Here is a 24,907-nt window from a genome sequence, read left to right on the forward strand (position 1 = left end):
CTTGTCTGACCGTGATTTTTGGATATGAAATGTGTATTATCGCTAGCCACCAAATTATATTTTTTGTCTCTATCAATGGTTAATCATCTTATGAAAAAACAAATTTTACTGGTTGCAGGAATGGCGGCTTTGTTATGCCTTACTGCCTGCCATGTGAAAGATCCCAATCAAGACATTATTCAAGCCGATAAAGGTCAAGCCGAGCCTAACGTTCTGCCAGTAGGTATAAAGAAAATTGCTTCTGTAGCTAAAAAGGGGGATGAAATTGTTATTCCTTTTACTAAGTTCCAGCTCGATAATGGACTAACTGTTATTTTGCACCCTGATAATTCAGATCCCTTGGTGCACGTAGACATTACTTATCATGTGGGCTCTGGTCGTGAAGAGCCCGGTAAGTCAGGCTTTGCCCATTTCTTTGAACACATGATGTTTCAAGGCTCAGAAAACGTTGCTGATGAACAACATTTTGGGCTGATAACCGAATCTGGTGGCACACTAAATGGTTCTACTAACACCGATCGTACTAATTACTATGAAACAGTTCCTTCGAATCAATTAGAACGGATGTTGTGGTTAGAAGCGGATCGTATGGGGTTTTTTCTGGACGCTGTTACCAAAGAGAAATTCGAAAATCAGCGTGAAACCGTTAAAAATGAACGGGGTCAAAATTATGATAATCGTCCTTATGGGCTGCTTAGGGAAAGAGTGGGTGAAGCACTCTTCCCTGAAGGCCATCCTTATTCCTGGTCGACCATTGGTTATATAGACGATCTCAATCGTGCTGACTTGAACGATCTCAAAGAATTTTTCTTGCGCTGGTATGGCCCGAATAATGCCACGTTAACGATTGGTGGTGACATGGACCAAGCGCAAACATTGGCTTGGGTTAAAAAATACTTTGGAGGCATTCCTCGAGGTCCTGAAGTGACACAACCTGAATATGCTAAGGTGACGCTTGAGCAAGACCGCTACATTTCTATGGAAGATAATGTGTCTTTGCCTTTGGTGTATATGTCGTTTCCCACTGTACATGCAAATCACCCTGATGAAGCACCGCTTGATGTGCTTATGTCTATCCTTGGTAGCGGCCAAACGTCACTGTTATATAAAAATATGGTGAAAAACGGTAAAGCGGTTCAGGCCAGTGCAAACCATGGATGTGGAGAGTTAAGTTGCCAATTTACCCTGTTGGCATTGCCTACCCCTGGTCATAACTTGGCCCAATTAGAAACTATTATTCGTGCTTCACTAGATGAATTTGAAAGCAGAGGTGGGGCGACCGACGACGATATAGAACGTGTTAAGGCTGGTATTGTATCGGGTATGGTTTACGGACTGGAAAGTGTCTCTGGAAAAGTGAGCCAACTTGCCGCCTATGAAACTTATCGCTCAAATCCAGATGGAATCAGTGATGATATTGCTCGATATGAGAATGTCACGAAAGACGATGTGATGCGAGTTTATAAAACCTTTATCAAAGACAAACATTCTGTAGTCATGAGTATTGTGCCTAAAGGGCAGGCAGACAGTATTGTTAAAGCAGATACTTGGCAACGGTATGAACGCAATATCCCAGAAAATATAGGTGATAGTAGCTTAGTATTGCGCCCCGGTGTTTCTGATTTTGATCGAACTGTTGTACCACCATCTGGTAATAACCCGAGTATTACAGTCCCTGATATATACCGAGTTGATATTAAAAATGGTATCAAAGTATTGGGAGCAATAAATGAAGAAGTCCCCACTACTACCATCCAATTGCTTATATCTGCAGGACAGACACGAGAGGGCATAGACAAGCTTGGTTTAGCTTCTTTAACGGCCTCTATGTTAGAAGAAAACACCTTAAAATCGACTGCTGAAGAGTTATCTAACCAGCTGCAAAAATTAGGTTCAACTGTGAGTTTTGGTGCAGGTGACAAGTTTACCACCCTTAGAATAAGAACCTTGTCTAAAAACCTTGATCCTACCCTTGCCATTGCCATGGAACGTTTAACATTACCTAAGTTTGATGCTGCTGATTTCGAGCGTTTGAAGAAACAACAAATTGAAGGTTTAAAAAATGCCAAGAAAAATGCTAGCTCAATGGCTACAGAAATCTTCAGTAAACTGGTTTATGGTTTTGACAATAGTTTTGCCCACTCCAACAGCGGTACCATTACCACTGTCAAAACGCTAACGCTGGATGATGTTAAGGGGTTTTACAAAGCGAATTATGGGCCAGGGAATGCCGAAATAATTGTTGTGAGCGACCTTGATGAAACAAGCATTACCAAACGATTAAAGTCGCTTAATAACTGGAAAGGTCAATCAACCGAAATGCCAGCTATTAAAGCATTTCCTGACTTGGCAGTCGGTACTTTGTATTTTATCGATAAACCAGATGCTGCGCAGTCGGAAATACGTATCGGTAAACGGGCTTTGAAGTATGACGCTACGGGTGAGTATTATCGCACAGACTTAATGAACTACAACTTAGGCGGGGCCTTTAATAGTCGTATTAACCTAAATTTACGGGAAGATAAGGGGTATACCTACGGAGCCCGTTCTTTCTTTAACGGCAATGACTTCAGAGGTGCGTTTAGGGCTCAAGCTGGAGTGCGTGCGGATACAACAGCGGATTCTATCTTACAATTTAGAAATGAAATAAACGCATTTAAAGAAAACGGCCTCACAGATGAAGAGCTGATATTTATGAAAAGTGCTATCGGTCAGCGTGATGCTAGAGCTTATGAAACACCCAATCAAAAACTAAAATTCTTATCAGAAATTATGACTTACGGTCTGGATAAAACGTTTGTAGACGAGCAAAACACTATTTTAATGAACATTGGTAAAGCGGAGCTAAATTTACTAGCGGCTAAACATCTTAAACTTGAGGAAATGATCACAGTCGTGGTCGGTGACAAGGCAAAAGTGATGGATAGTCTGCAACCTATGTTTGAGAATATTGTTGAACTTGATGAAGAGGGTAAACCACTTTAACCCTTCCTTATGAATTTACATAATAGCCACCATTTCATTTATGGTGGCTATTTTTGTTAACGTTCAGTCCTAGATGCGAACCCTACGCCATAGATATTAAAGAGCAGCATGATTAATCAAGCAAACACTATTTTAAAAAGCATTTTTGGCTTTGATCAGTTTCGCGAGTCCCAAGAAGCGATTATCAGTAACGTGTTACATAAGCAAAATACCTTAGCTATTATGCCCACCGGTGGCGGTAAATCCTTGTGCTACCAGATCCCAGGTACAGTGTTTGATGGTTTAACCATTGTTATTTCGCCCCTTATATCGCTGATGCAAGATCAAGTCAGACAGTTAAATGAACTCGCCATCCCAGCTTGTGTATTAAATAGCTCACTTTGTGACAATGATTATCAAGACAACTTAGACGCCATTAAACAACAACAGGTTCAACTGTTGTTTTTGGCACCAGAAACTGCACTACAAAATAACATTTTAGACCTACTCACCCATTGTGACGTGGCGTGTATTGCCATAGACGAGGCGCACTGTATTTCAGAGTGGGGCCATGATTTTCGCCCAGAATATCGTCAACTTAATCGGCTTATTGAATGTTTCCCCGAAGCGGTATGTATTGCCTTAACGGCTACTGCCACGCCCAGAGTGCGAGAGGACATTAAGCGTCAGCTCAATATAGCTGACAGTAGCGAATTTATTTCCAGTTTTGATCGCCCTAATTTGTTTATTGGTGTTGTTCCTAAAGATAACCCCTACCAGCAGTGTAAAGCCTTTGTTGAACAACACCCCCAGCAATCGGGTATTATTTATTGCCAATCGCGTAAAGGCGTCGATGAAGTCACCGCCAAATTAAAACAGGATGGATTTTCAGTGCTGCCATATCATGCAGGGCTGAGCAGTATGAAACGCAGTGAATATCAAGAACGTTTTATCCGTGATGATGTCAACATTATCGTCGCGACTATCGCCTTTGGTATGGGCATTAACAAGCCCGATGTCCGTTTTGTATTGCATTATGACCTGCCCAAAAATATTGAAGGTTATTATCAACAAATTGGTCGTGCTGGTCGTGACGGTTTAGATGCGAATTGTTTACTATTATTTGGTTACGGTGACACAGGTAAAATTCGTTTCTTTATCGATCAAATGAGTAACGAGCAAGAAAAACGTTTGGCTAATGTGCACCTTAATCAAATGTTAGCACTGGCAGAGGCCGAAGACTGTAGACGTACCCCATTATTAGAATATTTTGGCGAACAGTCGGCTAAAAAAAACTGCGCTAACTGTGATAATTGCACCAGTAATAGCAAAGAAAAGTCTGATTTAACCGTTCCTACCCAGAAATTTTTGTCCTGTGTGCATCGTACTGGTCAACGTTTTGGTGCTAGTCATATTATCGATGTACTGCGGGGTTCAAGCGCCGAAAAAGTGCTGCAAAACCAGCATAATTTACTCTCAACTTATAACATTGGCAATGAGTACAATAAAAAACAGTGGATGACGTTGGCGCGGCAGTTGATCCAAAAAGGATTGCTTAACCAAGAAGAACAATTTGGCGGCTTAAAACTCACCCAAAAAGCAGGTGATGTGTTAAAAGGTAAAGCGCCATTTTTTGCTTTGTTGCAGCAACCTACCGCGGCCAGTAGTCAGTCATCAAAAGCACTGGCTAATCCCGGTGATCAGCAACTGGTAGCGATATTAAAGGCTGACCGCAAACGTTTAGCCGACGCAGCAAACCTGCCGCCTTACGCCATTTTCTCAGATCGTACACTCAACGAAATGGCGTATTACTTCCCCCACACTGAAGAGAACTTGTTACGTATTCATGGTGTAGGGCAAGCCAAGTTAGACAAATATGGTGAACATTTCCTCGCCATGATCAGCGACTATTGCCAGCAACACGACCTGCAAGAAGTGGCAAATACCCAAACGGCTAGCAAGACAACGGTGAGTAAAAGCACCATTAGTAAAAGCACCAATGCTAACGCCAGTATCCGCAGTACCGAAATCGTCAACGCCTATCAGGCTGGACAATCTATTACATCTTTAGCCCAGCAGTTTAAGGTAAAAGACGGCACTATCATTAATCACTTATACCGCTATGCGCAAGATGGGCACACGTTTGCACAACCCACATTGTTATTGGATCAATCTGGTCTGAGTCAAATCCATATCGATGCAGCTTTAGCTGCTTTTACGGAGCATTCATATGAGCGACTCAAACCTGTTTACGACAGTCTCAACGAACAAGTCACGTACGATCAATTACATTTACTTAGGATCTATTTTGTTAGTCAGTTAACTGGATGACTTAAGTGCCAGCTTAATAAGTCCACTAGTGCTGGCAAGCGAAATCAGCTAGAATGCGCGCCCTAAATTCCACATTGGCGAGGCAATCTATGAGTAAACCTATTAATCGCACTATTTCTGTTGCGCCCATGCTGGATTGGACAGATAAACATTGTCGGTATTTCCTTAGGCAAATTTCACAACACGCGCTTTTATATACCGAAATGGTGACCACTGGGGCGATCATTTTTGGCAAAGGCGATTATCTTGGGTATAACCAAGAAGAGCACCCAGTCGCATTACAACTGGGCGGCTCTAATCCGACTGATATGGCGCGCTGTGCTGCGCAAGCACAAAAGTACGGTTATGATGAAGTGAACATCAATGTAGGCTGCCCCTCCGACCGAGTGCAAAATGGACGGTTTGGCGCGTGTTTAATGGCTGAACCAGACACTGTGGCTGCTTGTATTAATAGTATGCAGGCAGAGGTGGATATTCCCGTCACGGTCAAGTCACGGATCGGCATTGATGAAATGGATGAATACCAAGACTTAACTCGCTTTATTGAGGTGGTAGCTGCCTCAGGTTGCAAGACCTTTATTGTGCATGCCCGCAAAGCTTGGCTAAAAGGATTAAGCCCAAAACAAAACCGTGATGTCCCCCCCTTAATGTACGACCGTGTGTATCAATTAAAACAACAGTTTCCCGATTTACATATCAGTTTAAACGGTGGTGTAAAAACCTTAGATGAGGTGCAGCTTCATCTTGAACATTTGGATGGCGTGATGATAGGCCGCGAGGTGTATAGCAACCCTTACATTTTAGCTGAAGTCGACAAACGTTTTTATCAAGGCAAGTGTGCCAGTAAAACCCGGGCTGAAATAGTGATGGCGATGTTACCCTACGTAGAGCAGCAAATGGCTCAAGGTGCCAGGCCATGGCATATTGCTAGGCATATGTTGGGCCTGTTTCAAGGCCAGCCTGGCGGGCGTATTTGGCGCAGATACTTGAGTCAAAATGGCACTAAAGCCAATGCGGGTGTTGAGCTGTTAACAGATGCTTTGGATGTGTTGTTAGAGGCCCAGTCGAAGGCAAAACAATTTCAATCTGAGATGATTGGCTAAATTCACTAAAATAGTAGTAAATTTAACCAATTTTTTGGGTTGAACAATATATGCACACATCTTTTCCCCTGAGCATTTAAATAAAATATATACAAATCAGATAGATAAAATTAATTTCATGATTGGCACAACTATCGCAAAGGATACTGCGACTTAAACAATAACTGTTCACACCATTTAAAAGCAGGTCTTTTAAAAAGGTCTTTAAAAACAGTTATCACTTACTGAACCAAAGGAAAATATCATGTTCACTAAATCTAACATCACTGCCATCGCACTTACTTCTTCTTTAGTCTTCGCTTCAACAGCTCAAGCCGAGAACGTTTCATTAGAAAAATATGTAAGCGGCATGGTGAATCAAGCGATGGAAGTGGCACAACAAGAAATCAAAAATAACCTGAGTTTGGCAATATTGACGGTAGCTAACCACGTAAGCTTTAGTGAAGAAAAGAGTTATATAGCTAATGTTTCTATCACTGACCTTAAAACTGAAAACGTTAAGGCTAGCAGAACCGAAGCTAAATAAGGGGGTGACTATGTTTCATCATATTTCTTTATTTATCATGTTGTTGACCCCAGTAATTGCCTATGTGGCAGGGGCAGTAATTTTTAGCTTTGTTGAATCTGTGCGTAAGAGCCCAGTATTGAATAAATACAACAGCATCATAATTTGTCGAAACGGTCTCTAATGGCAGCATTGACCGTTTTTATTTTTATTCTGTTAGCTATTTCTATACACGATTAGAACACTCTCCCTTTAAATATCATTCCTCCAATTTTGTACCTTGTCATCTTGTATGACCGTTTCATATACGCCTATAACATGCTGAAACGAGTCGATAGGTTTAAATCAACAGTATTATCCTCACAGAGGGCACGAAGGGTACAAGGAAAAGTAGGTGAAAAAGAGAGTTGTTATTGAGTTAATGAGCTAAAACTGACTGGCTCGAATGTGCTGCATTCGTTGAGAAGAAGTTCTCTGACAGGCCGCTGTGAGCCTAAAAGCGGTCAGCCGAGTATCAAACCTGAGGGGGAAGTTTATGCCAATACCCGTCATTCGGAGTCACTACAGTTAAACTGGTTTTCGCGATAAAGTCCCAGCATGCCGACAATAAAAAACACACCTATACTGTATAAAAATACATCTATTGGAGTGATGTATGTCTATTTGTTGTGGTTGAATTAACCGGACACTTCAATAAAGGATTATAATCCTGTTAATTGAGGTGAATATGACTAGACGAACAAATAAACATTATCCCGCAGAATTTAAACAAGAAGCGGTCGCTCTGGTAATAGAGCAAGACTATCCAATCGTACAAGCTGCTGCATCTTTAGGTGTGACAGACAAACTACTTTACAACTGGGTAGCTAAGCATAAGAAACAGGCACTAGGTGACGTGTTGTCTGGCGATGAACGAGCAGAGTTAATTCAACTCAGGAAGGATAATAAACGTCTACAAATGGAGCGTGAAATCCTAAAAAAGGCCAGTGCCTTCTTCGCGAAAGAAATGAAGTAAGATATTCTTTTATAAGTGAGCTTGATGCGAAGTATCCGGTGTCAGTTGCTTGTAAAGTGATGGAAGTGAGTTCGTCAGCATACTACGCATGGCTAAAAAAACCTGGTGAACTCATTAGCGCTCAAACGCTGAGATTGTATCGACGAGCCAAAGCATTATTCAAGGCAAGTCGAAACAGTTTAGGCAGCAGAGAGCTTGCTAAAGCACTACGCAAAGAAGGCTTTGAAATAACGCGGTATCGCGCCATTAAGTTAATGGAACGGCTTAAATTAGTTGTGACTCAGCGAATAGCTTATAAAGTGACAACCAAGCGCAAACACAGTGATGCTGTGGCTGACAACTTGCTAAATATGAATTTCAATCCTGTTGGACCCAATCAAATTTGGGCGGGTGATGTGTCCTATTTAAAGACTGGTGAGGGCTGGTTATATCTAGCAATTGTCATGGATTTGTACTCACGCCGTATTGTGGGCTGGCATATATCAAAACGCATGACGCGTGATTTGGTCGAGCAAGCACTGACAAAGGCTCATAATTTACGCAAGCCAGGCAAAGGTTTGGTGTTTCACAGTGACAGAGGCTCTCAGTACACGAGTAAAGGCTTTAGAAATCTACTGTCGCGATTAGAGTGTCGAGCTAGTATGGGGGATGTTGGAGCTTGCTGGGATAATGCTGTTGTGGAGCGCTTCTTTGGAAGTTTAAAGCATGATTGGTTGTTTAAAGTACCGCAGACCACTCGAACACATATGCGAGAAGATGTCGCTAGGTACATGAAATATTATAATGTTGAGCGACTACATTCAGCTAATTTGGATCAATCGCCAATTGAATTTGAAAACTCCTTTAGAAAAGTGTCCGGTTGGACTTGACCAGAACATACCGCCTGCCGTAACGGAGTATAGGTAAAATAAAACGTCATTTTTCCTAAAATCAAAATACTCTGTGCCTTATATTTTCCATATTGACATCTATTTTATATTCTTAAGGGAGTGAAAGTCGGCTATTTTTCGTCTATTAATCAACTGTTTTCACATAATTCAGAATTTAAAACAAGCGCTTCCCGCTGTTGTGCAAACCAGCTCAGAATATTGCTTATGATGATGAACGGCTTTTATTCAAACAGACTTATCTGAGGCGGTGCTCGACTTTGTGGGGGTAATAATTAAACGACTTCGTCATTTTTTGTATTCAGGTGACTGAGTATCTTTTGGATCACCAATGGATGTGCTTCATGAAAATGGATATTTAAATGACTTCGGGCGTCCTGCCCTTCACCCCTGCGGAGCCAGCCTCCGGCTGTTCAAAATCGCTCCCGGCGGTTTTGTCAGCGCTGAGCCAAATCGTTGGATCAATGTTACCGCACCCGCTTGCGCCGTCTGTTTGTTATAGCCTGCTTTTTTAGTGATATGGGTGGCAAGTGTGCGATACACAATACCCAGTACTTTTCCCATGATGTGGGGATAGCTAGCACACAAAAATCTAAGTTGAAAAGGGAAGCTCAATACCCATTGCCTAATGGGCTCATGGGGCAACACATCATCAACCATCAAGGCAGCGCTTTCTGCCATTCGCCGCACACCACAGCTGGGGGTCTGGCAGACCACGACTAAAATCCTCGGCGTGATGACGTGCAAGTTGCACAAATGCCGCAGGCGCATGGATGCGCAGGAGCGGCCAACTAAACGCAACCAAGTGCTCATGATGACAATCTTCACAACGTACTCGCAAAAACCCATATTCCAAACGACCGCACTTGAGGTACGCTTCAAATTCTGACCGCACATATTTGGGTAAATATTTATCTTGTTGCCCCATGTGGCTCAGAAACTGTGGGTAATATTTTTCAATAATCTGATAAAGAAGGGTTTGTTCTGGTTTATGACGTTCATACTTTACCGTCCCCTCTCTTCCGGCATCCTTGACAATTGTTCTGGTCAAGTCCAACCGGACACTTTTCTAAAGGAGTTTTCAAATTCAATTGGCGATTGATCCAAATTAGCTGAATGTAGTCGCTCAACATTATAATATTTCATGTACCTAGCGACATCTTCTCGCATATGTGTTCGAGTGGTCTGCGGTACTTTAAACAACCAATCATGCTTTAAACTTCCAAAGAAGCGCTCCACAACAGCATTATCCCAGCAAGCTCCAACATCCCCCATACTAGCTCGACACTCTAATCGCGACAGTAGATTTCTAAAGCCTTTACTCGTGTACTGAGAGCCTCTGTCACTGTGAAACACCAAACCTTTGCCTGGCTTGCGTAAATTATGAGCCTTTGTCAGTGCTTGCTCGACCAAATCACGCGTCATGCGTTTTGATATATGCCAGCCCACAATACGGCGTGAGTACAAATCCATGACAATTGCTAGATATAACCAGCCCTCACCAGTCTTTAAATAGGACACATCACCCGCCCAAATTTGATTGGGTCCAACAGGATTGAAATTCATATTTAGCAAGTTGTCAGCCACAGCATCACTGTGTTTGCGCTTGGTTGTCACTTTATAAGCTATTCGCTGAGTCACAACTAATTTAAGCCGTTCCATTAACTTAATGGCGCGATACCGCGTTATTTCAAAGCCTTCTTTGCGTAGTGCTTTAGCAAGCTCTCTGCTGCCTAAACTGTTTCGACTTGCCTTGAATAATGCTTTGGCTCGTCGATACAGTCTTAGCGTTTGAGCGCTAATGAGTTCACCAGGTTTTTTTAGCCATGCGTAGTATGCTGACGAACTCACTTCCATCACTTTACAAGCAACTGACACCGGATACTTCGCATCAAGCTCACTTATAAAAGAATATCTTACTTCATTTCTTTCGCGAAGAAGGCACTGGCCTTTTTTAGGATTTCACGCTCCATTTGTAGACGTTTACTATCTTTCCTGAGCTGAATTAACTCTGCCCGTTCATCACCAGATAATGCATCACCTAGTGCCTGTTTCTTATGCTTAGCTACCCAGTTGTAAAGTAGTTTGTCTGTCACACCCAAAGATGCAGCAGCTTGTACGATTGGATAGTCTTGCTCTATTACCAGAGCGACCGCTTCTTGTTTAAATTCTGCGGGATAATGTTTATTTGTTCGTTTAGTCATATTCACCTCAATTAACAGGATTATAATCCTTTATTGAAGTGTCCGGTTAATTCAACCACAGCAGTATTACTCAAATGAGGGCAGTGGGATTAAACAGTAATCATATGTCCCATAATCCTCTTGAACAGCATTTCGGCCTCGGCAGCGAAACGGTGGTGGATCAAATCAGGATTGTGTGGCCAACGCTTAGCGAAGATTATACGGTTCTATCTGAGGTTGCGGTGAACCAGATGTTGCGAATCAAGTATGAAGGCTTCTAACCAGCGAGTTCTATGACAGATGTCATTCGCCAGGCCCTAAAACTGAAAATATATGAATTCATTCAGCTGGTCCGCTCCGTTTGTCCACAACAGTAGCAATAATACTATATAAATTAGCATACGCAGGATCGACGGTGCTTTGGCCAGGAAATCAAGACGTTGCAGAGAGTGTTGAACTGTCTGTACCAAAAGCAGGGGCCATACATAAAAGAGTACGCGGGCAGCGTCGCTAACACTGGTCGCAGAACTGTCGAATCCGGTAAAAAGCGATTGAGCAATTCCGGCAGCATGGGGCAGGTTCGGTGACACGAAAAAAATACCCGTGCTTAACGAGATGTGAAAAGTTACCAACACACCAGACCAATGCAGGGCTCCATTTAAACGTGGGAACGTTTCAGATACTCTAACAATAACAGGAGTAACAATACGATGCGTTACCATTGCGACACCCCAAAGTCCGCCCCAGACCACATAGGCCCAATCCCCACCATGCCACAAACCCACTAACATCATGGTCAGTAAAACACATACAGCGAGCCAGGCAGGACTCTGGTTCAGCTTGCGCAATTCATCGTAAACATAATTACGAAACCATTCGGCGAGTGTTATGTGCCAGCGCCGCCACATCTCCGATGGATTTGAGGAGAAAAATGGCAAATTGAAATTTAAACTGAGCTTAATACCCATCATTCTGGCCATTCCTCTGGCCATATCAGAATATCCGGAGAAATCGCAATAGAGCTGCAATGTGAAAGCAATTGCAGCGAGGTAAAGATCCAGCGCAGATGCTGCACCGCCTTCCCGGATCACCCCGTAAGTAAACGGCGCAAGGTTGTCTGCGATATAAACTTTTTTGAACACTCCCCATAACAGGAGCCAGCCGCCTTCCCGGATATCTTCGAAATGTATAGTCCTGGCCTTTTCCAACTGAGGCAATAGCTTTTTGGCCCTCTCTATCGGACCGGCCATTAGCTGCGGGAAAAATGACACGTAGAGTGCGAAATTCAGGGCATGTGTTGTCGCCTTTTGCCTGCCCCTGTATACATCAATGGTATAACTCATGGTCTGGAAGGTATAAAAAGAAATGCCAACAGGCAGAATGATCTCAAGCGTATAGCGGGGTGTATCAAGACCGAAGGTACCAAGCAACTCAGCGAAGCTACCCACAAAGAAGTTGAAGTATTTGAAGAAGCCCAGAATGCCGAGATTAACCGTAACACTTAACCATAACCAGCGCCGGGCCTTGATTCGATCTCCATTATCTCTGGAATACTCAATTCTCTGTGCAGCAATAAAATCCACCGCTGTAGATATCATAATCAGTGCGAGAAACCGATAATCCCAGAAACCATAGAAGAAATAACTCGCAGCCAGCGTTAGCAGATTCTGAACACGTACATTCTTCAGGGATGCCAGATACAGCAGATAAAAAACAAAAAAGAAAAAGAAGAAATGACCGGAGTTAAATAACATATTGGAGCATGTACTTCATTAAATGGAGTCAGGATCGAAACTAAAATATAACCAATTGACGAGTCGTTTTCCAGAACCAGGTTATTTTAAGTTTTCGACGAGAACGAGTGATAAAATGGGATAGTATACCACGGGCTAGTGCAATATACCACGGGCCAGATACGGCAGCCTATTGAGAGCGACTGTACTCCAAGGGGGTATTTGCCTAAAGTCGTAATTCCATCCGCTGGCAATGAAATCGACAGATCTTTCGAACTCACGGTTTTTGATATATATTCTAATTTTACTGCCTTTGTGGGCAAACAACGCGGATAAGCTGCATGAATTCATCTATTTTCAATTTCAGGGCCTGGCGAATGGCAATGGCCGTTATTGCCTTCTTCCTGCTGATGGAGGCAATATTCCGTATCTCGTATTTTGGGCCGGATAGCGTTTACGCTTTTTGGCGATACAGCCCTGAGCCGATCACTTCCTCTGATTTTGTCGTGCCCGATACTAGTCCCAGACTCGGTTATCGGCTGGCATCAGGGCAAAGTGGTTATTATAAGGGGGCACCATTCAAAACAAATTCTCATGGATTCAGGGGGGAAGAAGCGGCAATTGAAAAAGCTCATGATGTTTTCAGGATTGCTGTACTTGGTTCCTCAGTAACCATGGGTTCGGGAGTTTCTAATCAGCAGACTTGGCCCGCGCAACTGCAGGAGCTCCTTGATGAAAAGGCGTCAGGTAAGTTCGAGGTGCTCAATTTTGCAGTTGGTGGGTACAAGGCTATACAGATAGAAGCTCATTTCTGGAAGCAGGTGGTTCAGTTCAATCCTGATCTGGTTATGTTACCGCTGGTAACAACCAAGCTAAATAAAATAGTCAGGGCGCCTAAAAACTTTGGTGAATTCAGGGAAAATAAAACGTTCAAGTTGCGGTATTATTTGAGTGATTTCTTTTCCCTGGCAGCAATCAGAACCTATGCTCAGGACATGTTGAAGTACTTAAAGCAATTGGGCTGGTATGGCTACGCTCCCCATTGGCGAGTGTCTCAATCAAGCTTACAAGAGGATCGGAAAAAAAAGAAAGTGTCCCGGGCAAAATCAGTGAAAAAGTTTTCGTCACGTTTAAGTGAAGCTAATATGCCGTTGATTGTATTTGGTTTGCCGAATTCATTGATCATGGGTGAGGGCGAGCGAAAGCGAAAGATGCAGAAATCGCTGTATCAAAATTTCGTAAACAATGTATTGGCGTTCAGTGTATACGATGACGTTGCGAACTTAATTGGACCGAAAGACAGAATTTATCCTGGCGATAGACACCCTAATTCCCGAGCCCACAGGTTATTATCCGAATCGATTTTCCGTAATATATGGCCTTATTTGCAAAATGAAGTGAAAAACCTTGAACGAGAGGGGAGATAGGTTTTTTTTGCCAGTATTCTTAGTTAGCCTGTTGCTCGCCTTTGAACTTTTCGTAACCAACCAGTAACTTTTCGTATATTTTGGGTCTGATGTCCCAGACAAAGAAGTGAGTTCTTTTAATTTGTTGCTCTGTGAGTTCTTTGTTCACATAGGTCTTTTGTTTTGCATTCTTGATAAAGCCAAGAAGCTGGTCTATGTTTTCGATATCATTTTTTTTGCTAAGATCAAATACGTACTGATAAGATTCCTCCCTGAAATGTTCATATAACTCGGCTGCAAGCAGCGAATATTTCTTTGTTTCACCATTATACTCCTGCAATAGTTTGTCAAGCGCGTGGCTTGTTTTTATGTTGAAAAATCTGTTTGCCCACCGTTTAAACTCCAATGCTTCATAATAACATGAAGTATTTATTCTTTTTCGGCTGGCAGTTTGGTTCAGGGAGATTTTAAAAATTGGAAGGAAATTTTCTACGATATTCAGGTTTTTCCAATAGGCTCTTAAAATAAAGTCGTTAGCCTTGTTGTCATCCAGGTAGCTGTATAGCTCTTTTAGTCCGCAAGTGCCCAGGTATTCCAGTTGGAATCGTGAAGTCTCAAGCTGTCGTTTCACGTGCTGGTTATATGCAGATTCCATGATATCCAGGGGGAACTTATATAGGAGATGAAGGTTGCGTCTGGAAATACCTTTTTGAGTTCGGCAAGCTTTATTACAAACATTTCTGAGCTAATTAAAAGCACGTTAGCTTTGCTTTTCCCCCATTTTTCTATGAGCTGGTCATCTTTCTCCCAGGAAACGAAATATCTTCGATGTACGCCTGTCTCGTTGAGATCCGTGTTCAGCACTCCCAGTTCATGCCAAGCGTCGACAAAAAGTGAACTGAATAGTCTTACTCACCGCCTTAGCCAGTGTGTGGCGGGTTTTCTTGAGCGCGAGGGCCTATTAGTTAGGGAGGATGATAATGACTATCTGGCTTTGGATGGACTGGAACGATCCGATGTTGCAAATTCACGGGTATTCAATAACCTACCGTATCGCTACAGGCAAACAGCAAGGACGAAAGGTCTTTACCTTGCAAACCATTGCACCTATGGCAGAGCAGGGGTTTGCGTCAGGCTGTAACGCAAATGTGGTAGGTTTAAGTCTCCGTCATGAGCAGCTCACAGAATAGGGGTAAACTCGAAAGGCTGTACCGTTGCTTATTGTGAAGAGAGTCCCGCTCTGGGGTATCAGAAAAAAGGTTGGCAATAACGACTTACCCTAAGGTGCGTTACAAACTAAAAACACCCTACTGTGACGGCACCACCGTTGACCGGCGCAGTCATGTGCTCTTTGAGCCGCTGGATTTTATTGCCCGTTTAGCGGCCTTGGTACCCAAACCCCGCATAAATCTGAAGCGCTTAGATGAGAAACGCTCCTGTTTTTCACCCTACGGGCAACCTCTGGTTGTTCTGGTCAAGTCCAACCGGACACTTTTCTAAAGGAGTTTTCAAATTCAATTGGCGATTGATCCAAATTAGCTGAATGTAGTCGCTCAACATTATAATATTTCATGTACCTAGCAACATCTTCTCGCATATGTGTTCGAGTGGGCTGCGGTACTTTAAACAACCAATCATGCTTTAAACTTCCAAAGAAGCGCTCCACAACAGCATTATCCCAGCAAGCTCCAACATCTCCCATACTAGCTCGACACTCTAATCGCGACAGTAGATTTCTAAAGCCTTTACTCGTGTACTGAGAGCCTCTGTCACTGTGAAACACCAAACCTTTTGGTGGTTTGCGTAAATTATGAGCCTTTGTCAGTGCTTGCTCGACCAAATCACGCGTCATGCGTTTTGATATATGCCAACCTACAATCCGGCGTGAATACAAATCCATGACAATGGCTAAGTACAACCAGCCCTCACCAGTCTTTAAATAGGACACATCACCCGCCCAAATTTGATTGGGTCCAACAGGATTGAAATTCATATTTAGCAAGTTGTCAGCCACAGCATCACTGTGTTTGCGCTTGGTTGTCACTTTATAAGCTATTCGCTGAGTCACAACTAATTTAAGCCGTTCCATTAACTTAATGGCGCGATACCGCGTTATTTCAAAGCCTTCTTTGCGTAGTGCTTTAGCAAGCTCTCTGCTGCCTAAACTGTTTCGACTTGCCTTGAATAATGCTTTGGCTCGTCGATACAGTCTTAGCATTTGAGCGCTAATGAGTTCACCAGGTTTTTTTAGCCATGCGTAGTATGCTGACGAACTCACTTCCATCACTTTACAAGCAACTGACACCGGATACTTAGCATCAAGCTCACTTATAAAAGAATATCTTACTTCATTTCTTTCGCGAAGAAGGCACTGGCCTTTTTTAGGATTTCACGCTCCATTTGTAGACGTTTACTATCTTTCCTGAGCTGAATTAACTCTGCCCGTTCATCACCAGATAATGCATCACCTAGTGCCTGTTTCTTATGCTTAGCTACCCAGTTGTAAAGTAGTTTGTCTGTCACACCTAAAGATGCAGCAGCTTGTACGATTGGATAGTCTTGCTCTATTACCAGAGCGACCGCTTCTTGTTTAAATTCTGCGGGATAATGTTTATTTGTTCGTTTAGTCATATTCACCTCAATTAACAGGATTATAATCCTTTATTGAAGTGTCCGGTTAATTCAACCACAACAGTGATTGCTATGTTTCATGTCACAAACTTTGAAGCGCCAGATGAAGTTGCCAGAAACATAGATATGATGAATGACGATATTGCTAAAAAATTAGAGGAAGTAGCTCTAGAAGATGATCAAAATTAATTATATGAAAATCACATATATTGCATGGAGCATCTGGTTTTTCTGTCTTTTTTCATTTTAGTGACGAGTTAAATTTATGATTCACCAAATATTGCCACTTTTATTCATCTATCGCTGGTAATTTCTTTCTCGCACCCCTATAAAGTGCCTAGATGTAAGTGAATGACAAACAAGGTCTTCGATGATGATAGTAAAAAAGATTGCGCATGAGTTACAAGTACAGGCGCAACAAGTACAGGCTGCGGTAAAATTGCTAGATGAAGGTTCAACTGTTCCTTTTATTGCTCGTTATCGGAAAGAAGTCACCAATGGTCTGGACGATATAGCTTTAAGAAAATTGGAGCAACGCTTAACTTATCTACGCGATTTAGAAGACAGGCGAAAAGTTATTATCAAGTCGATTGAAGAGCAACAGAAAATGACTCCTCAATTAAAGGTGGGTTTGCAGGATGCAGAAAACAAAACTGAATTAGAAGATATATACCTGCCTTTCAAACCTAAACGTCGTACCAAAGGTCAAATTGCCATTGAGTTAGGGCTTGAGCCTTTAGCCAATGCTTTATTTAATAGCCCGCAGCTCACACCTGAGTCTGAAGCTATAACATTTGTAACAGAAGATGGTGATGTACCCAACACTAAATCAGCTTTAGATGGCGCAAAGTATATTTTAATGGAGCGGTTTGCAGAAGATGCAAAACTATTGCAAAAAGTGCGTCAGCATTTATACAAAAATGCTCATATAAAAAGCCTCGTCATCACGAGTAAAGAATCAGAAGGCAGTAAATACAAAGATTACTTTTCACATACTGAACTGTTGAAAAAAGTCCCTTCCCATAGAGCACTAGCAATGTTTAGAGGCAGAAACGAAAAAATTCTGCACGTTAGTCTAGATGCTGATCCAGAGAAGGATGAAGCAGATAAGAGCTCATATTGTGAACAAATAATCACTGAACATTTCAATATTAAGTTCGCCAACAGACCAGCAGACACTTGGCTCACCTCAGTGGTTCAATGGACATGGAGAGTCAAAATACTCCCACATATGGAGAACGAATTATTTGGTGCGGTTCGTGAAAAAGCGGAACAAGACGCCATTAGCGTATTTGCCAAGAATCTAAACGATGTGTTAATGGCTGCACCAGCTGGTCCTAAAATCACTATGGGATTAGATCCAGGCTTACGGACAGGCGTGAAAATAGCAATTGTAGACTCAACTGGGAAAGTATTAACTACATCTACCATTTTTCCTCATGTACCACAGAATCAGTGGGATAAATCGCTACGCACACTTGCTACTTTGTGTAAGCAACACAAGGTACAACTTATCAGTATTGGTAATGGCACCGGTTCAAGAGAAACTGATAAACTGACAGCCGAAATGATGAAAGCAAATCCAGACTTACCAGTGAGAAAAATTATTGTCAGTGAAGCAGGGGCCTCTGTTTATTCTGCTTCAGAACTTGCATCAAATGAGTTACCTAATATGGATGTTTCACTACGTGGCGCAGTTTCTATCGCAAGACGATTACAAGATCCACTAGCAGAATTAGTCAAAATTGAACCCAAAGCCATAGGTGTAGGCCAATATCAACATGATGTAAGTCAGAGTAGCTTAGGAAAATCACTGAGCACAGTGATTGAAGACTGTGTGAATGCGGTCGGTGTGGATATCAATACAGCATCAGGTGCTTTGCTGAGTCATGTGTCAGGCCTAAATAGAACCTTAGCCAATAATATCGTCAAATATCGTGACCAGTATGGGGCATTTAAGCATCGTAAAGCCTTGCTTGATGTTGAACGCCTAGGACCAAAATCCTATGAACAAGCAGCCGGATTTTTACGAATTATGGGTGGAGAAAACCCTCTTGATGCCTCAGCTGTGCACCCAGAAGCCTACCCTGTGGTTAGCTCGATTGTCGAACATGCGTGCATTGCAATGAACGACATCGTTGGTAATACTGAAGTGTTGAAGAAACTCAGACCTGAAAACTTTGTTACTGAGCTGTTTGGTTTACCAACAGTGACAGACATTATTAGCGAGCTTGATAAACCTGGTCGTGATCCTCGTCCAGAATTTAAAACAGCTAACTTTAAAGAGGGTGTGCAATCTTTGAAAGACCTAAAAGTTGGTATGGTTTTAGAAGGTGTTGTGAGCAACGTTGCAAACTTCGGAGCTTTTGTCGATGTGGGTGTGCATTTGGATGGACTGGTGCATATCAGCGCGATGACTGACAAATTCATTTCTGACCCTAGAGATATTGTAAAAACAGGTGATATTGTCAAGGTGAAAGTAATGGAAGTGGATGTTGAAAGAAAACGGGTGTCCTTCACTATGCGCATGGGCGATACGCCCAATCAAGCAGCAAAACCATCAGGACAAAAATATAATACAGAAAAAAAATCCCACAACCGAGCGGCTCAAACCAATCAGCATCAAACTCAAACTAAACAGTCGAATCAAATGATGGGTAATGCTTTTGCTGATGCTTTTGCTAAAGCAAAAAAATAACAACTTTCCCTATCCCTAAAAACTAGCAAGCCCTTTCTAGAGGGCTTGCTTCATTATGGTATAACGTACTTTTCACTACAGCATTAAGCTGATTGCTGAACCCCTTCAGAACGGGGAGTGCTCACTGTTTGATAAAAGTGTTCTATTACTGACACTCTGTGAGTAATCTCTAACTCTCTGTGTGCAAGAAATTGACTAGCATCCAAATCAAACTCAGGAACAATGACACGTTGCTTATCAACCTCTGACTGAGAGTTATTCAATGAACGAGATGGCATTCCCACATTTAAAGCATCAACAATTTCATCAAGTGAGGGGATCTCTCCAATAATTGATTTTTCTTGTTGTTCTTCATTTTTCTGAGAATCTGGAATAGCTTGATTATATGACGCTTGCGCTTTTTCAATTTTTGCACTGGCTATTTCAGAACGCGCTTCAAGGGCAATTTGAGTGGCTTCAGTTGCAACTCTTAAATCCTGTGCGCTGTGCTCTGCCGGGGCTAAAGCTGCAGCTTTAATTCGCTGTGCCTTACGAACGGTCTCTTCAGGTGTGGAAGCTTTAGATATATCTATTGATACTTCACCACTTACCGCATATCTCCTGCCATCAGGCCCTATTTCATATTCAGGTTGTGTCGCATATTGCCCCCTATAGAAGCGTGTGCTTGCTCATGTGCCCTTACTTCAGAATCTCGTTGTTTCAGTTCTGTAACTTGCTGTTTGACTTGCTGCTGTTTTTCTTGCTGTTGTTCCTCAGCATTTTCTTTGCCAGCGCTCGCATCTTGTCCATTGTCTTTAGCGGTATCATTTTGCGCATCAAGTTGCTGACCTGTTTGAGGAATGGGCTTTTCATATGTCAGTGCTGGCGGAGCTTGCCCAGGGGTTTTAACCTTATCAGCTTCAGAAGCCACACTTGTTTCAGCGGCTGACTTTTCATTAGCTACTAATTTTGGCACCGCCTCACGCTGAGTATTATCTCTGCGCATAGCCTCAGTATTAACGGTGCCGACGTTAAATACTGTTGGAGTGGGAACGGGTGGAAGAATATTCATAGTATCTGTTACCTAAACTAAACCAGGATATCCAAAATAGTGCCAACAGTGTCGCTAGCTGTATGTACTACTTTTGCAGAAGCTTGTGCATTGGTCAGATTAATAGACAGCCTACTAGATTAGATGTTACCCCATCGCTAGTTTCTGGAAGCATCTGATTGATTGAGCTTAACTGCTTAAACGTAGCGTTTGCTAAAAACTCTTGTGGGTCGCCGGATGGCACAGAAAAAGCAGAAACGCTGGCCAAATTCGATATATTTTGTGTAATCCCTTTGGATGCACGTTGAATACCTAGGTTGCCACTGACAATGGCAGAATTTATATTGTTACTAATATTAATCTTACGACTCCCTACAACTCAACCAACCATGTTCAATTATTAACTATTTTTAGGTTTTTTTAAAGCTTTACCTTGATTTCGTAACTAAACAAGTGCCTTTTACTAAGCGTTTTGCAAAATACTCTGTGTTTAAAATAAAGGGAACATGAATGGCATCAGAAATGACCTCTACCTCACTGTGACATTAAGTTGTTGAAAAATCGGAGAAGCAACCTCGAGTAGTAACGTATCTAAACAACCTAAAAGCAGATGATAGGGCAATAGCAGAAACTTAAATTCTATATTCAAATCAATGCCTTGCAAAAGGCTCAAGCCTGAGATTAAACGACTAATGAAGACAAAAGATGTTGTTACACCACACCTTTGATTGTTTTTGTATCTAGTCTAGTATTCTCACTCTCCATGGCCTCAATAGCTAAAAATCGTTCCCGTGTTTTAGAAAAGACCTGCTCTATTTATTGGGTAAAACAAACAAGCACCTTGGGACCAATCACTGACCAGTAGGCAAATTTAGAAAACTTCGGAGTCAGACAAATTAGTGTCAATTGGCTGAGTTTATTGGGATACAATTTAAAAATTTTTTGCACAACTAACCCGTCTAAAGATTGCCAAACTCCACTGTTTACATTCCAATCATGCAAAAAAATGCTTACCCTCACCAGTGGTCGATACTTTTAAATTCAGTAATATTTATTCTACACTTCGCTTGGGATAATGATTATTGACATTACGTACAAGGATGACGAATAGATGAAAATCACTATAGTTCAACGTTGTTTAATCTGTAAGCAATCAACTAGCACATCAATATGCCAATATTGCATTGATGACCTTATACTATTTGATCTACAACGATACCAACACAATTTGATGTACTCACCAAAAGTAAGCTTAGGGTTAGCAAAGGTAGATTTTCCTAGTGTAATGGCTCTTGCTGACTATCAGTGGCCGATATCTAAGTTATTAACTGGACTAAAATTCTCAAAAAATGTGCCCAATGCCCATGCACTAGCGACCATTTTTGTGAAGCACTGTTTAAACTCTATACCTAATTTACCGCAACTGATTATTCCAATGCCGTTACACAAAAATCGTTATCTAAATCGAAAATTTAATCAAAGTATAGAGTTGGCTAAACATATTTGTAAGTTGAGTCAGCTGGATATGGATACGTCAATTATTAGCAGATGCAAATCAACACAGGCCCAAACTGATTTGTCAGCAGCCCAAAGACGTAAAAACCTCCACAATGCTTTTGAAGTTGATGAGGTCTCTAAGTTACGATTAAAAAGCCTTAATCATGTAGCACTTTTTGATGATGTCATCACCACTGGGACTACAATGAACTGTGCTTACCTTTGTTTACGTAAGCACAATCCTAATCTGAAAATTGATGTCTGGAGTATTTGCCTTACGCTAGTGCATTAATTAAAAGGTGCATCAATGAAGCCAGCCATAAATATTGCATTACTCATAAGGCGACTGGTGCCATACCAAACGCCTCTAAAATTGACGTTAGTTGCAAAACCTATAACTTTACCTTTACCAAAATTGTGGGACACAATTGCCGCGCTGCCACCAATAAGTGTCTGCAACTCATCAGTAGTATAACCAGCCATCAATGGTGATTTAACATAGCTGGCGACGGTAACAAATGGTTTATCTGGTCGGTTCATTATTAAGGCGCTATTACGAAACATGGGTAATTGAGTAGAACCAAAACCAAAGGCTAATGGATGACTAACATCTAATCGCGTTTCAAATACAGCGCCAGCTATTCTTTGCTTGGCTTTAAGTGCTTCTTGATCTTTATAGGTTAAACCTGTTGTTTCAAATGCCAACTTAATATCTTTGTTGCTTTTAAAACTTGCCTGAAGCCAGCTCTTATCAGAAAACCATTTTGCTGCAGATTTTTGTCCGATTAAAATGCCCCCAGAGCTTAACCATGCTTCGATTTTTCTGACCGTTTTTTCAGGCACGTCTTTGTAATTACCTTGTACCCAAATCATATGGGTGTAGTTGTCCAAAGGTAACTTGCCGAGTTGTACTAAATCTGTAACTGAAATAGGCATATCAAGATGTTGGTCTAAGTAATGCCAGACCTCTCCAGCTTCATATTGTGAGGTACCGCGCCCGCCCACTAATATCGTTTTAGGCAAAGCAATGTTAAACATTTTACGACTACCTAAATCAATACCTTGACGAGTTAATCCTGACGTCACTGAATGAATAGGAATATCTAACCCCATATTTTCGCTAGCAATAATACTGACTATATTTTCAGGCTGTTCTAGAGATATCGGTATAATTACTGCACCTGCAGAAAAGCTCTTACCACCTTGAGAAGTTTGTGCAAAAAAGGCTTCACCTGCCAATTTCATTTTTACTTTTTTGGCTAATAAGCGCTGTAAAAGTCTTGGTGCTTGGTAGTCTTGCCAAGAAAAAGCATAGGCGTAAGCGTCAGGCAATAAAGCTGGAGTAACAGTTTTGGAGTTATTAACCTGAGCTTTATCCAGCTTTGGTGCTCTCTTAACCGCTTTATACTGGATGTTAAATGCAAGAGGCAGGTTCCAATTCGACACATCGTAAAAGGTGTTGTCGTCAAATGATTTACGAGTTGAAAATAGCGACTTTATCAACCGATATTGAGGTTGATTCAGGGGTACAAACATACTGTTTAGTGAATCAAATATTTGTCCGTCAACTTTTACATCTTTGCTTAATGGGAAATATTGAATTTGGTGCGCTGACAAAATCTCTAACATCTTTGAGAAACGAGATCCGTCAGCCTTCTCATTCAAAATATAACCGGCTAGATCATCCTCTTTGGATAAATCTTTGGTCTGTTTGGCAAAATCAATTTGATACTTCAACAGGCCTTGTTTATTGGCTAAAGCACCAACAAAGGTTGAAATAGAAGTGGTCACTTGGTTTTGAATGGTGTCAGTAAACTTCAACGGGCCATGCACAGAATCTTGCAGGTGCCCTCTGCTACTGGCCTGTTCAAACAAAATGCCTATACTGCCATGTGCATCAGGATAAGTTGAACCTTTACCATAATAAAAATCATCATAACTTTCTTGAGTAAAATATAACTGCTTTATTTTATCTAACGCAGTTGCATGAAAGCCCCCAAGGGCCGCAGTCAGTTCAACATTTTTTAGTGGAGTCCATGGGTTTTTCCTAGACGAAATACCTGGTTGGAAGAAGTAAGTACTGTTGGTTCCCATTTCATGAAAGTCAGTTAACACATGAGGGCGCCATTGATGAAACTGTTTAATTCGCGCTCGAGATTCCGGATGAGTCAATAACAACCAATCTCGATTTAAGTCAAACCAGTAATGGTTTGTTCGACCTGAAGGCCAAGCTTGCTGATGTTCACGGTGATTGGGGTCAGACACCAGGTTTTTACCTTTATGCATATTTGCCCACTGAGCAAATCGAGACAGGCCGTCAGGATTTATACTTGGATCGAGTAAAACAATATTGTCGTTCAGTAACTCATCTATCAGTTCATCCTGACCTGCAGCGAGATAATAAGCAATTAAAAGGGCAGCATTCGAACCTGACGGTTCGTCGCCATGAACGCTGTAGCCCATCCAAATAACTAATGGGTCGTTTTTATCTGTAGATTGACCTAAGTTTCGAATATGTTTAGTTTGGATTGCAGCTAAATTCTGTTGATTTTCAGGAGAACTAAAAGCCAATAGATAAAGTGGACGGTTTTCGTGAGTACGACCCGTTTCGACTAAGCTAACGCGGTCTGACTGAGAAGCCAACACCTGCATATAGTTAGCTATCTGATCATGACGCACGTGCCATTCACCTACCGACGCCCCTAATGCTTGACTGGGTGTAGTAATGTCTGCTTTATATTGAGTACCTGTTGGTAAATAAGTAATATCTTCAATAGCTAAAGCTTGCGGACTGATGAAAAACAACACAAAAGCAAAATTTCTAAATAGTAAACACATAAAATTAGTCCAATAAGTCAAAATTTAGAAAAATGTTCGCACGTTTTAGTCAAAATTAACATAAGGAAAGATGATTACTTGAGTGT

Annotated in this window: 18 protein-coding genes and 2 pseudogenes; 12 read left to right on the top strand and 8 right to left on the bottom strand. The window is 41.7% G+C overall.

From position 1 onward, the window contains the following. Nucleotides 1-90 precede the first annotated feature (90 nt). From Q0Y52_RS05190 to Q0Y52_RS05210, 5 genes are all read left to right on the top strand, one after another. Nucleotides 91-2,985: a pitrilysin family protein gene (locus Q0Y52_RS05190; RefSeq protein ID WP_297818888.1), complete on the top strand. Its 2,895-nt coding sequence runs from the start codon at nt 91-93 to the stop codon at nt 2,983-2,985. Between the two features lie 108 nt (nt 2,986-3,093). After that, nucleotides 3,094-5,295: a DNA helicase RecQ gene (recQ, locus tag Q0Y52_RS05195; protein WP_297818890.1), complete on the top strand. Its 2,202-nt coding sequence runs from the start codon at nt 3,094-3,096 to the stop codon at nt 5,293-5,295. 89 nt (nt 5,296-5,384) lie between these two features. Continuing rightward, a complete protein-coding gene (gene dusA / locus Q0Y52_RS05200; protein ID WP_297818892.1) occupies nt 5,385-6,398 on the top strand; it encodes a tRNA dihydrouridine(20/20a) synthase DusA in 1,014 nt (337 codons plus the stop codon). A gap of 244 nt (nt 6,399-6,642) precedes the next feature. Then, the gene (locus Q0Y52_RS05205; RefSeq protein ID WP_297818894.1) at nt 6,643-6,924 is read left to right on the top strand and encodes a hypothetical protein; all 282 of its coding nucleotides are present in this window, start codon (nt 6,643-6,645) and stop codon (nt 6,922-6,924) included. 706 nt (nt 6,925-7,630) lie between these two features. After that, a protein-coding gene (locus Q0Y52_RS05210) for an IS3 family transposase (protein WP_297818896.1) occupies nt 7,631-8,787 on the top strand; the annotation gives its coding sequence in 2 pieces (ribosomal slippage) (nt 7,631-7,877 and nt 7,877-8,787; 1,158 coding nt in all). A 456-nt stretch (nt 8,788-9,243) separates the two neighbouring features. Here Q0Y52_RS05210 and Q0Y52_RS05215 read toward each other — a convergent pair. Both Q0Y52_RS05215 and Q0Y52_RS05220 read right to left on the bottom strand, forming a co-directional pair. Next, nucleotides 9,244-9,856 (bottom strand): annotated as a pseudogene (locus tag Q0Y52_RS05215) (transposase zinc-binding domain-containing protein); the annotation flags it as partial. Next, nucleotides 9,853-11,009, bottom strand: a protein-coding gene (locus Q0Y52_RS05220; protein ID WP_297817445.1) for an IS3 family transposase whose coding sequence is annotated in 2 segments (ribosomal slippage) — nt 9,853-10,763 and nt 10,763-11,009 — 1,158 coding nt in all. Because the reading frame shifts where the segments join, the coding sequence is not laid out codon by codon here. The pseudogene Q0Y52_RS05215 and the gene Q0Y52_RS05220, both read right to left, overlap by 4 nt. A gap of 74 nt (nt 11,010-11,083) precedes the next feature. On the opposite strand from Q0Y52_RS05220, the gene Q0Y52_RS19405 reads away from it, so the two are divergent. Next, a complete protein-coding gene (locus Q0Y52_RS19405) occupies nt 11,084-11,269 on the top strand; it encodes an ASPIC/UnbV domain-containing protein (protein ID WP_366939250.1) in 186 nt (61 codons plus the stop codon). 36 nt (nt 11,270-11,305) lie between these two features. Here the strand turns inward: Q0Y52_RS19405 and Q0Y52_RS05225 are convergent, their stop codons facing one another. Then, complete coding sequence (locus Q0Y52_RS05225) at nt 11,306-12,742, bottom strand: MBOAT family O-acyltransferase (protein ID WP_297818898.1); 1,437 nt, start codon at nt 12,740-12,742, stop codon at nt 11,306-11,308. 320 nt (nt 12,743-13,062) lie between these two features. Between Q0Y52_RS05225 and Q0Y52_RS05230 the strand changes: the two genes are divergently transcribed. Next, on the top strand, nt 13,063-14,148 hold the full coding sequence (locus tag Q0Y52_RS05230; protein ID WP_297818901.1) for a hypothetical protein: 1,086 nt from the start codon (nt 13,063-13,065) through the stop codon (nt 14,146-14,148). A gap of 19 nt (nt 14,149-14,167) precedes the next feature. Here Q0Y52_RS05230 and Q0Y52_RS05235 read toward each other — a convergent pair whose 3' ends face one another. Further along, a complete protein-coding gene (locus Q0Y52_RS05235) occupies nt 14,168-14,782 on the bottom strand; it encodes a hypothetical protein (protein ID WP_297818904.1) in 615 nt (204 codons plus the stop codon). 325 nt (nt 14,783-15,107) lie between these two features. Between Q0Y52_RS05235 and Q0Y52_RS05240 the strand changes: the two genes are divergently transcribed. Then, a complete protein-coding gene (locus tag Q0Y52_RS05240; RefSeq protein WP_297818908.1) occupies nt 15,108-15,317 on the top strand; it encodes a hypothetical protein in 210 nt (69 codons plus the stop codon). A gap of 94 nt (nt 15,318-15,411) precedes the next feature. Beyond that, nucleotides 15,412-15,627 carry a transposase gene (locus Q0Y52_RS05245; protein ID WP_297819328.1) on the top strand — a complete coding sequence of 72 codons (216 nt, stop codon included), beginning with the start codon at nt 15,412-15,414 and terminating at the stop codon, nt 15,625-15,627. On the opposite strand, the gene Q0Y52_RS05250 is transcribed toward Q0Y52_RS05245, so the two are convergent. Continuing rightward, nucleotides 15,602-16,758, bottom strand: a protein-coding gene (locus Q0Y52_RS05250; RefSeq protein WP_297816341.1) for an IS3 family transposase whose coding sequence is annotated in 2 segments (ribosomal slippage) — nt 15,602-16,512 and nt 16,512-16,758 — 1,158 coding nt in all. Because the reading frame shifts where the segments join, the coding sequence is not laid out codon by codon here. The two genes, Q0Y52_RS05245 and Q0Y52_RS05250, sit on opposite strands and share 26 nt — an antisense overlap. Before the next feature lie 33 nt (nt 16,759-16,791). Here Q0Y52_RS05250 and Q0Y52_RS05255 point away from each other — a divergent pair. After that, nucleotides 16,792-16,947, top strand: a complete 156-nt coding sequence (locus Q0Y52_RS05255; RefSeq protein WP_297818911.1) for a hypothetical protein — start codon at nt 16,792-16,794, stop codon at nt 16,945-16,947. Nucleotides 16,948-17,131: 184 nt separating this feature from the next. After that, nucleotides 17,132-19,456, top strand: a complete 2,325-nt coding sequence (locus tag Q0Y52_RS05260) for a Tex family protein (protein ID WP_297819331.1) — start codon at nt 17,132-17,134, stop codon at nt 19,454-19,456. 83 nt (nt 19,457-19,539) lie between these two features. Here Q0Y52_RS05260 and Q0Y52_RS05265 read toward each other — a convergent pair whose 3' ends face one another. Then, nucleotides 19,540-19,734 (bottom strand): hypothetical protein, encoded by a 195-nt coding sequence (locus Q0Y52_RS05265; RefSeq protein WP_297818913.1) that lies wholly within the window; start codon nt 19,732-19,734, stop codon nt 19,540-19,542. 180 nt (nt 19,735-19,914) lie between these two features. After that, a pseudogene (locus Q0Y52_RS05275) lies at nt 19,915-20,507 on the bottom strand (putative metalloprotease CJM1_0395 family protein); the annotation flags it as partial. Nucleotides 20,508-21,597: 1,090 nt separating this feature from the next. Between Q0Y52_RS05275 and Q0Y52_RS05280 the strand changes: the two are divergent. After that, nucleotides 21,598-22,275, top strand: coding sequence for a ComF family protein (locus Q0Y52_RS05280; protein ID WP_297818918.1), 678 nt, complete (start codon nt 21,598-21,600; stop codon nt 22,273-22,275). Here Q0Y52_RS05280 and Q0Y52_RS05285 read toward each other — a convergent pair. Next, nucleotides 22,272-24,821 carry a M14 family zinc carboxypeptidase gene (locus Q0Y52_RS05285; protein WP_297818921.1) on the bottom strand — a complete coding sequence of 850 codons (2,550 nt, stop codon included), beginning with the start codon at nt 24,819-24,821 and terminating at the stop codon, nt 22,272-22,274. The genes Q0Y52_RS05280 and Q0Y52_RS05285 overlap by 4 nt on opposite strands. Nucleotides 24,822-24,907 lie beyond the last annotated feature (86 nt).

Source organism: uncultured Paraglaciecola sp., assembly GCF_943787955.1.
GTDB lineage: Bacteria > Pseudomonadota > Gammaproteobacteria > Enterobacterales > Alteromonadaceae > Paraglaciecola.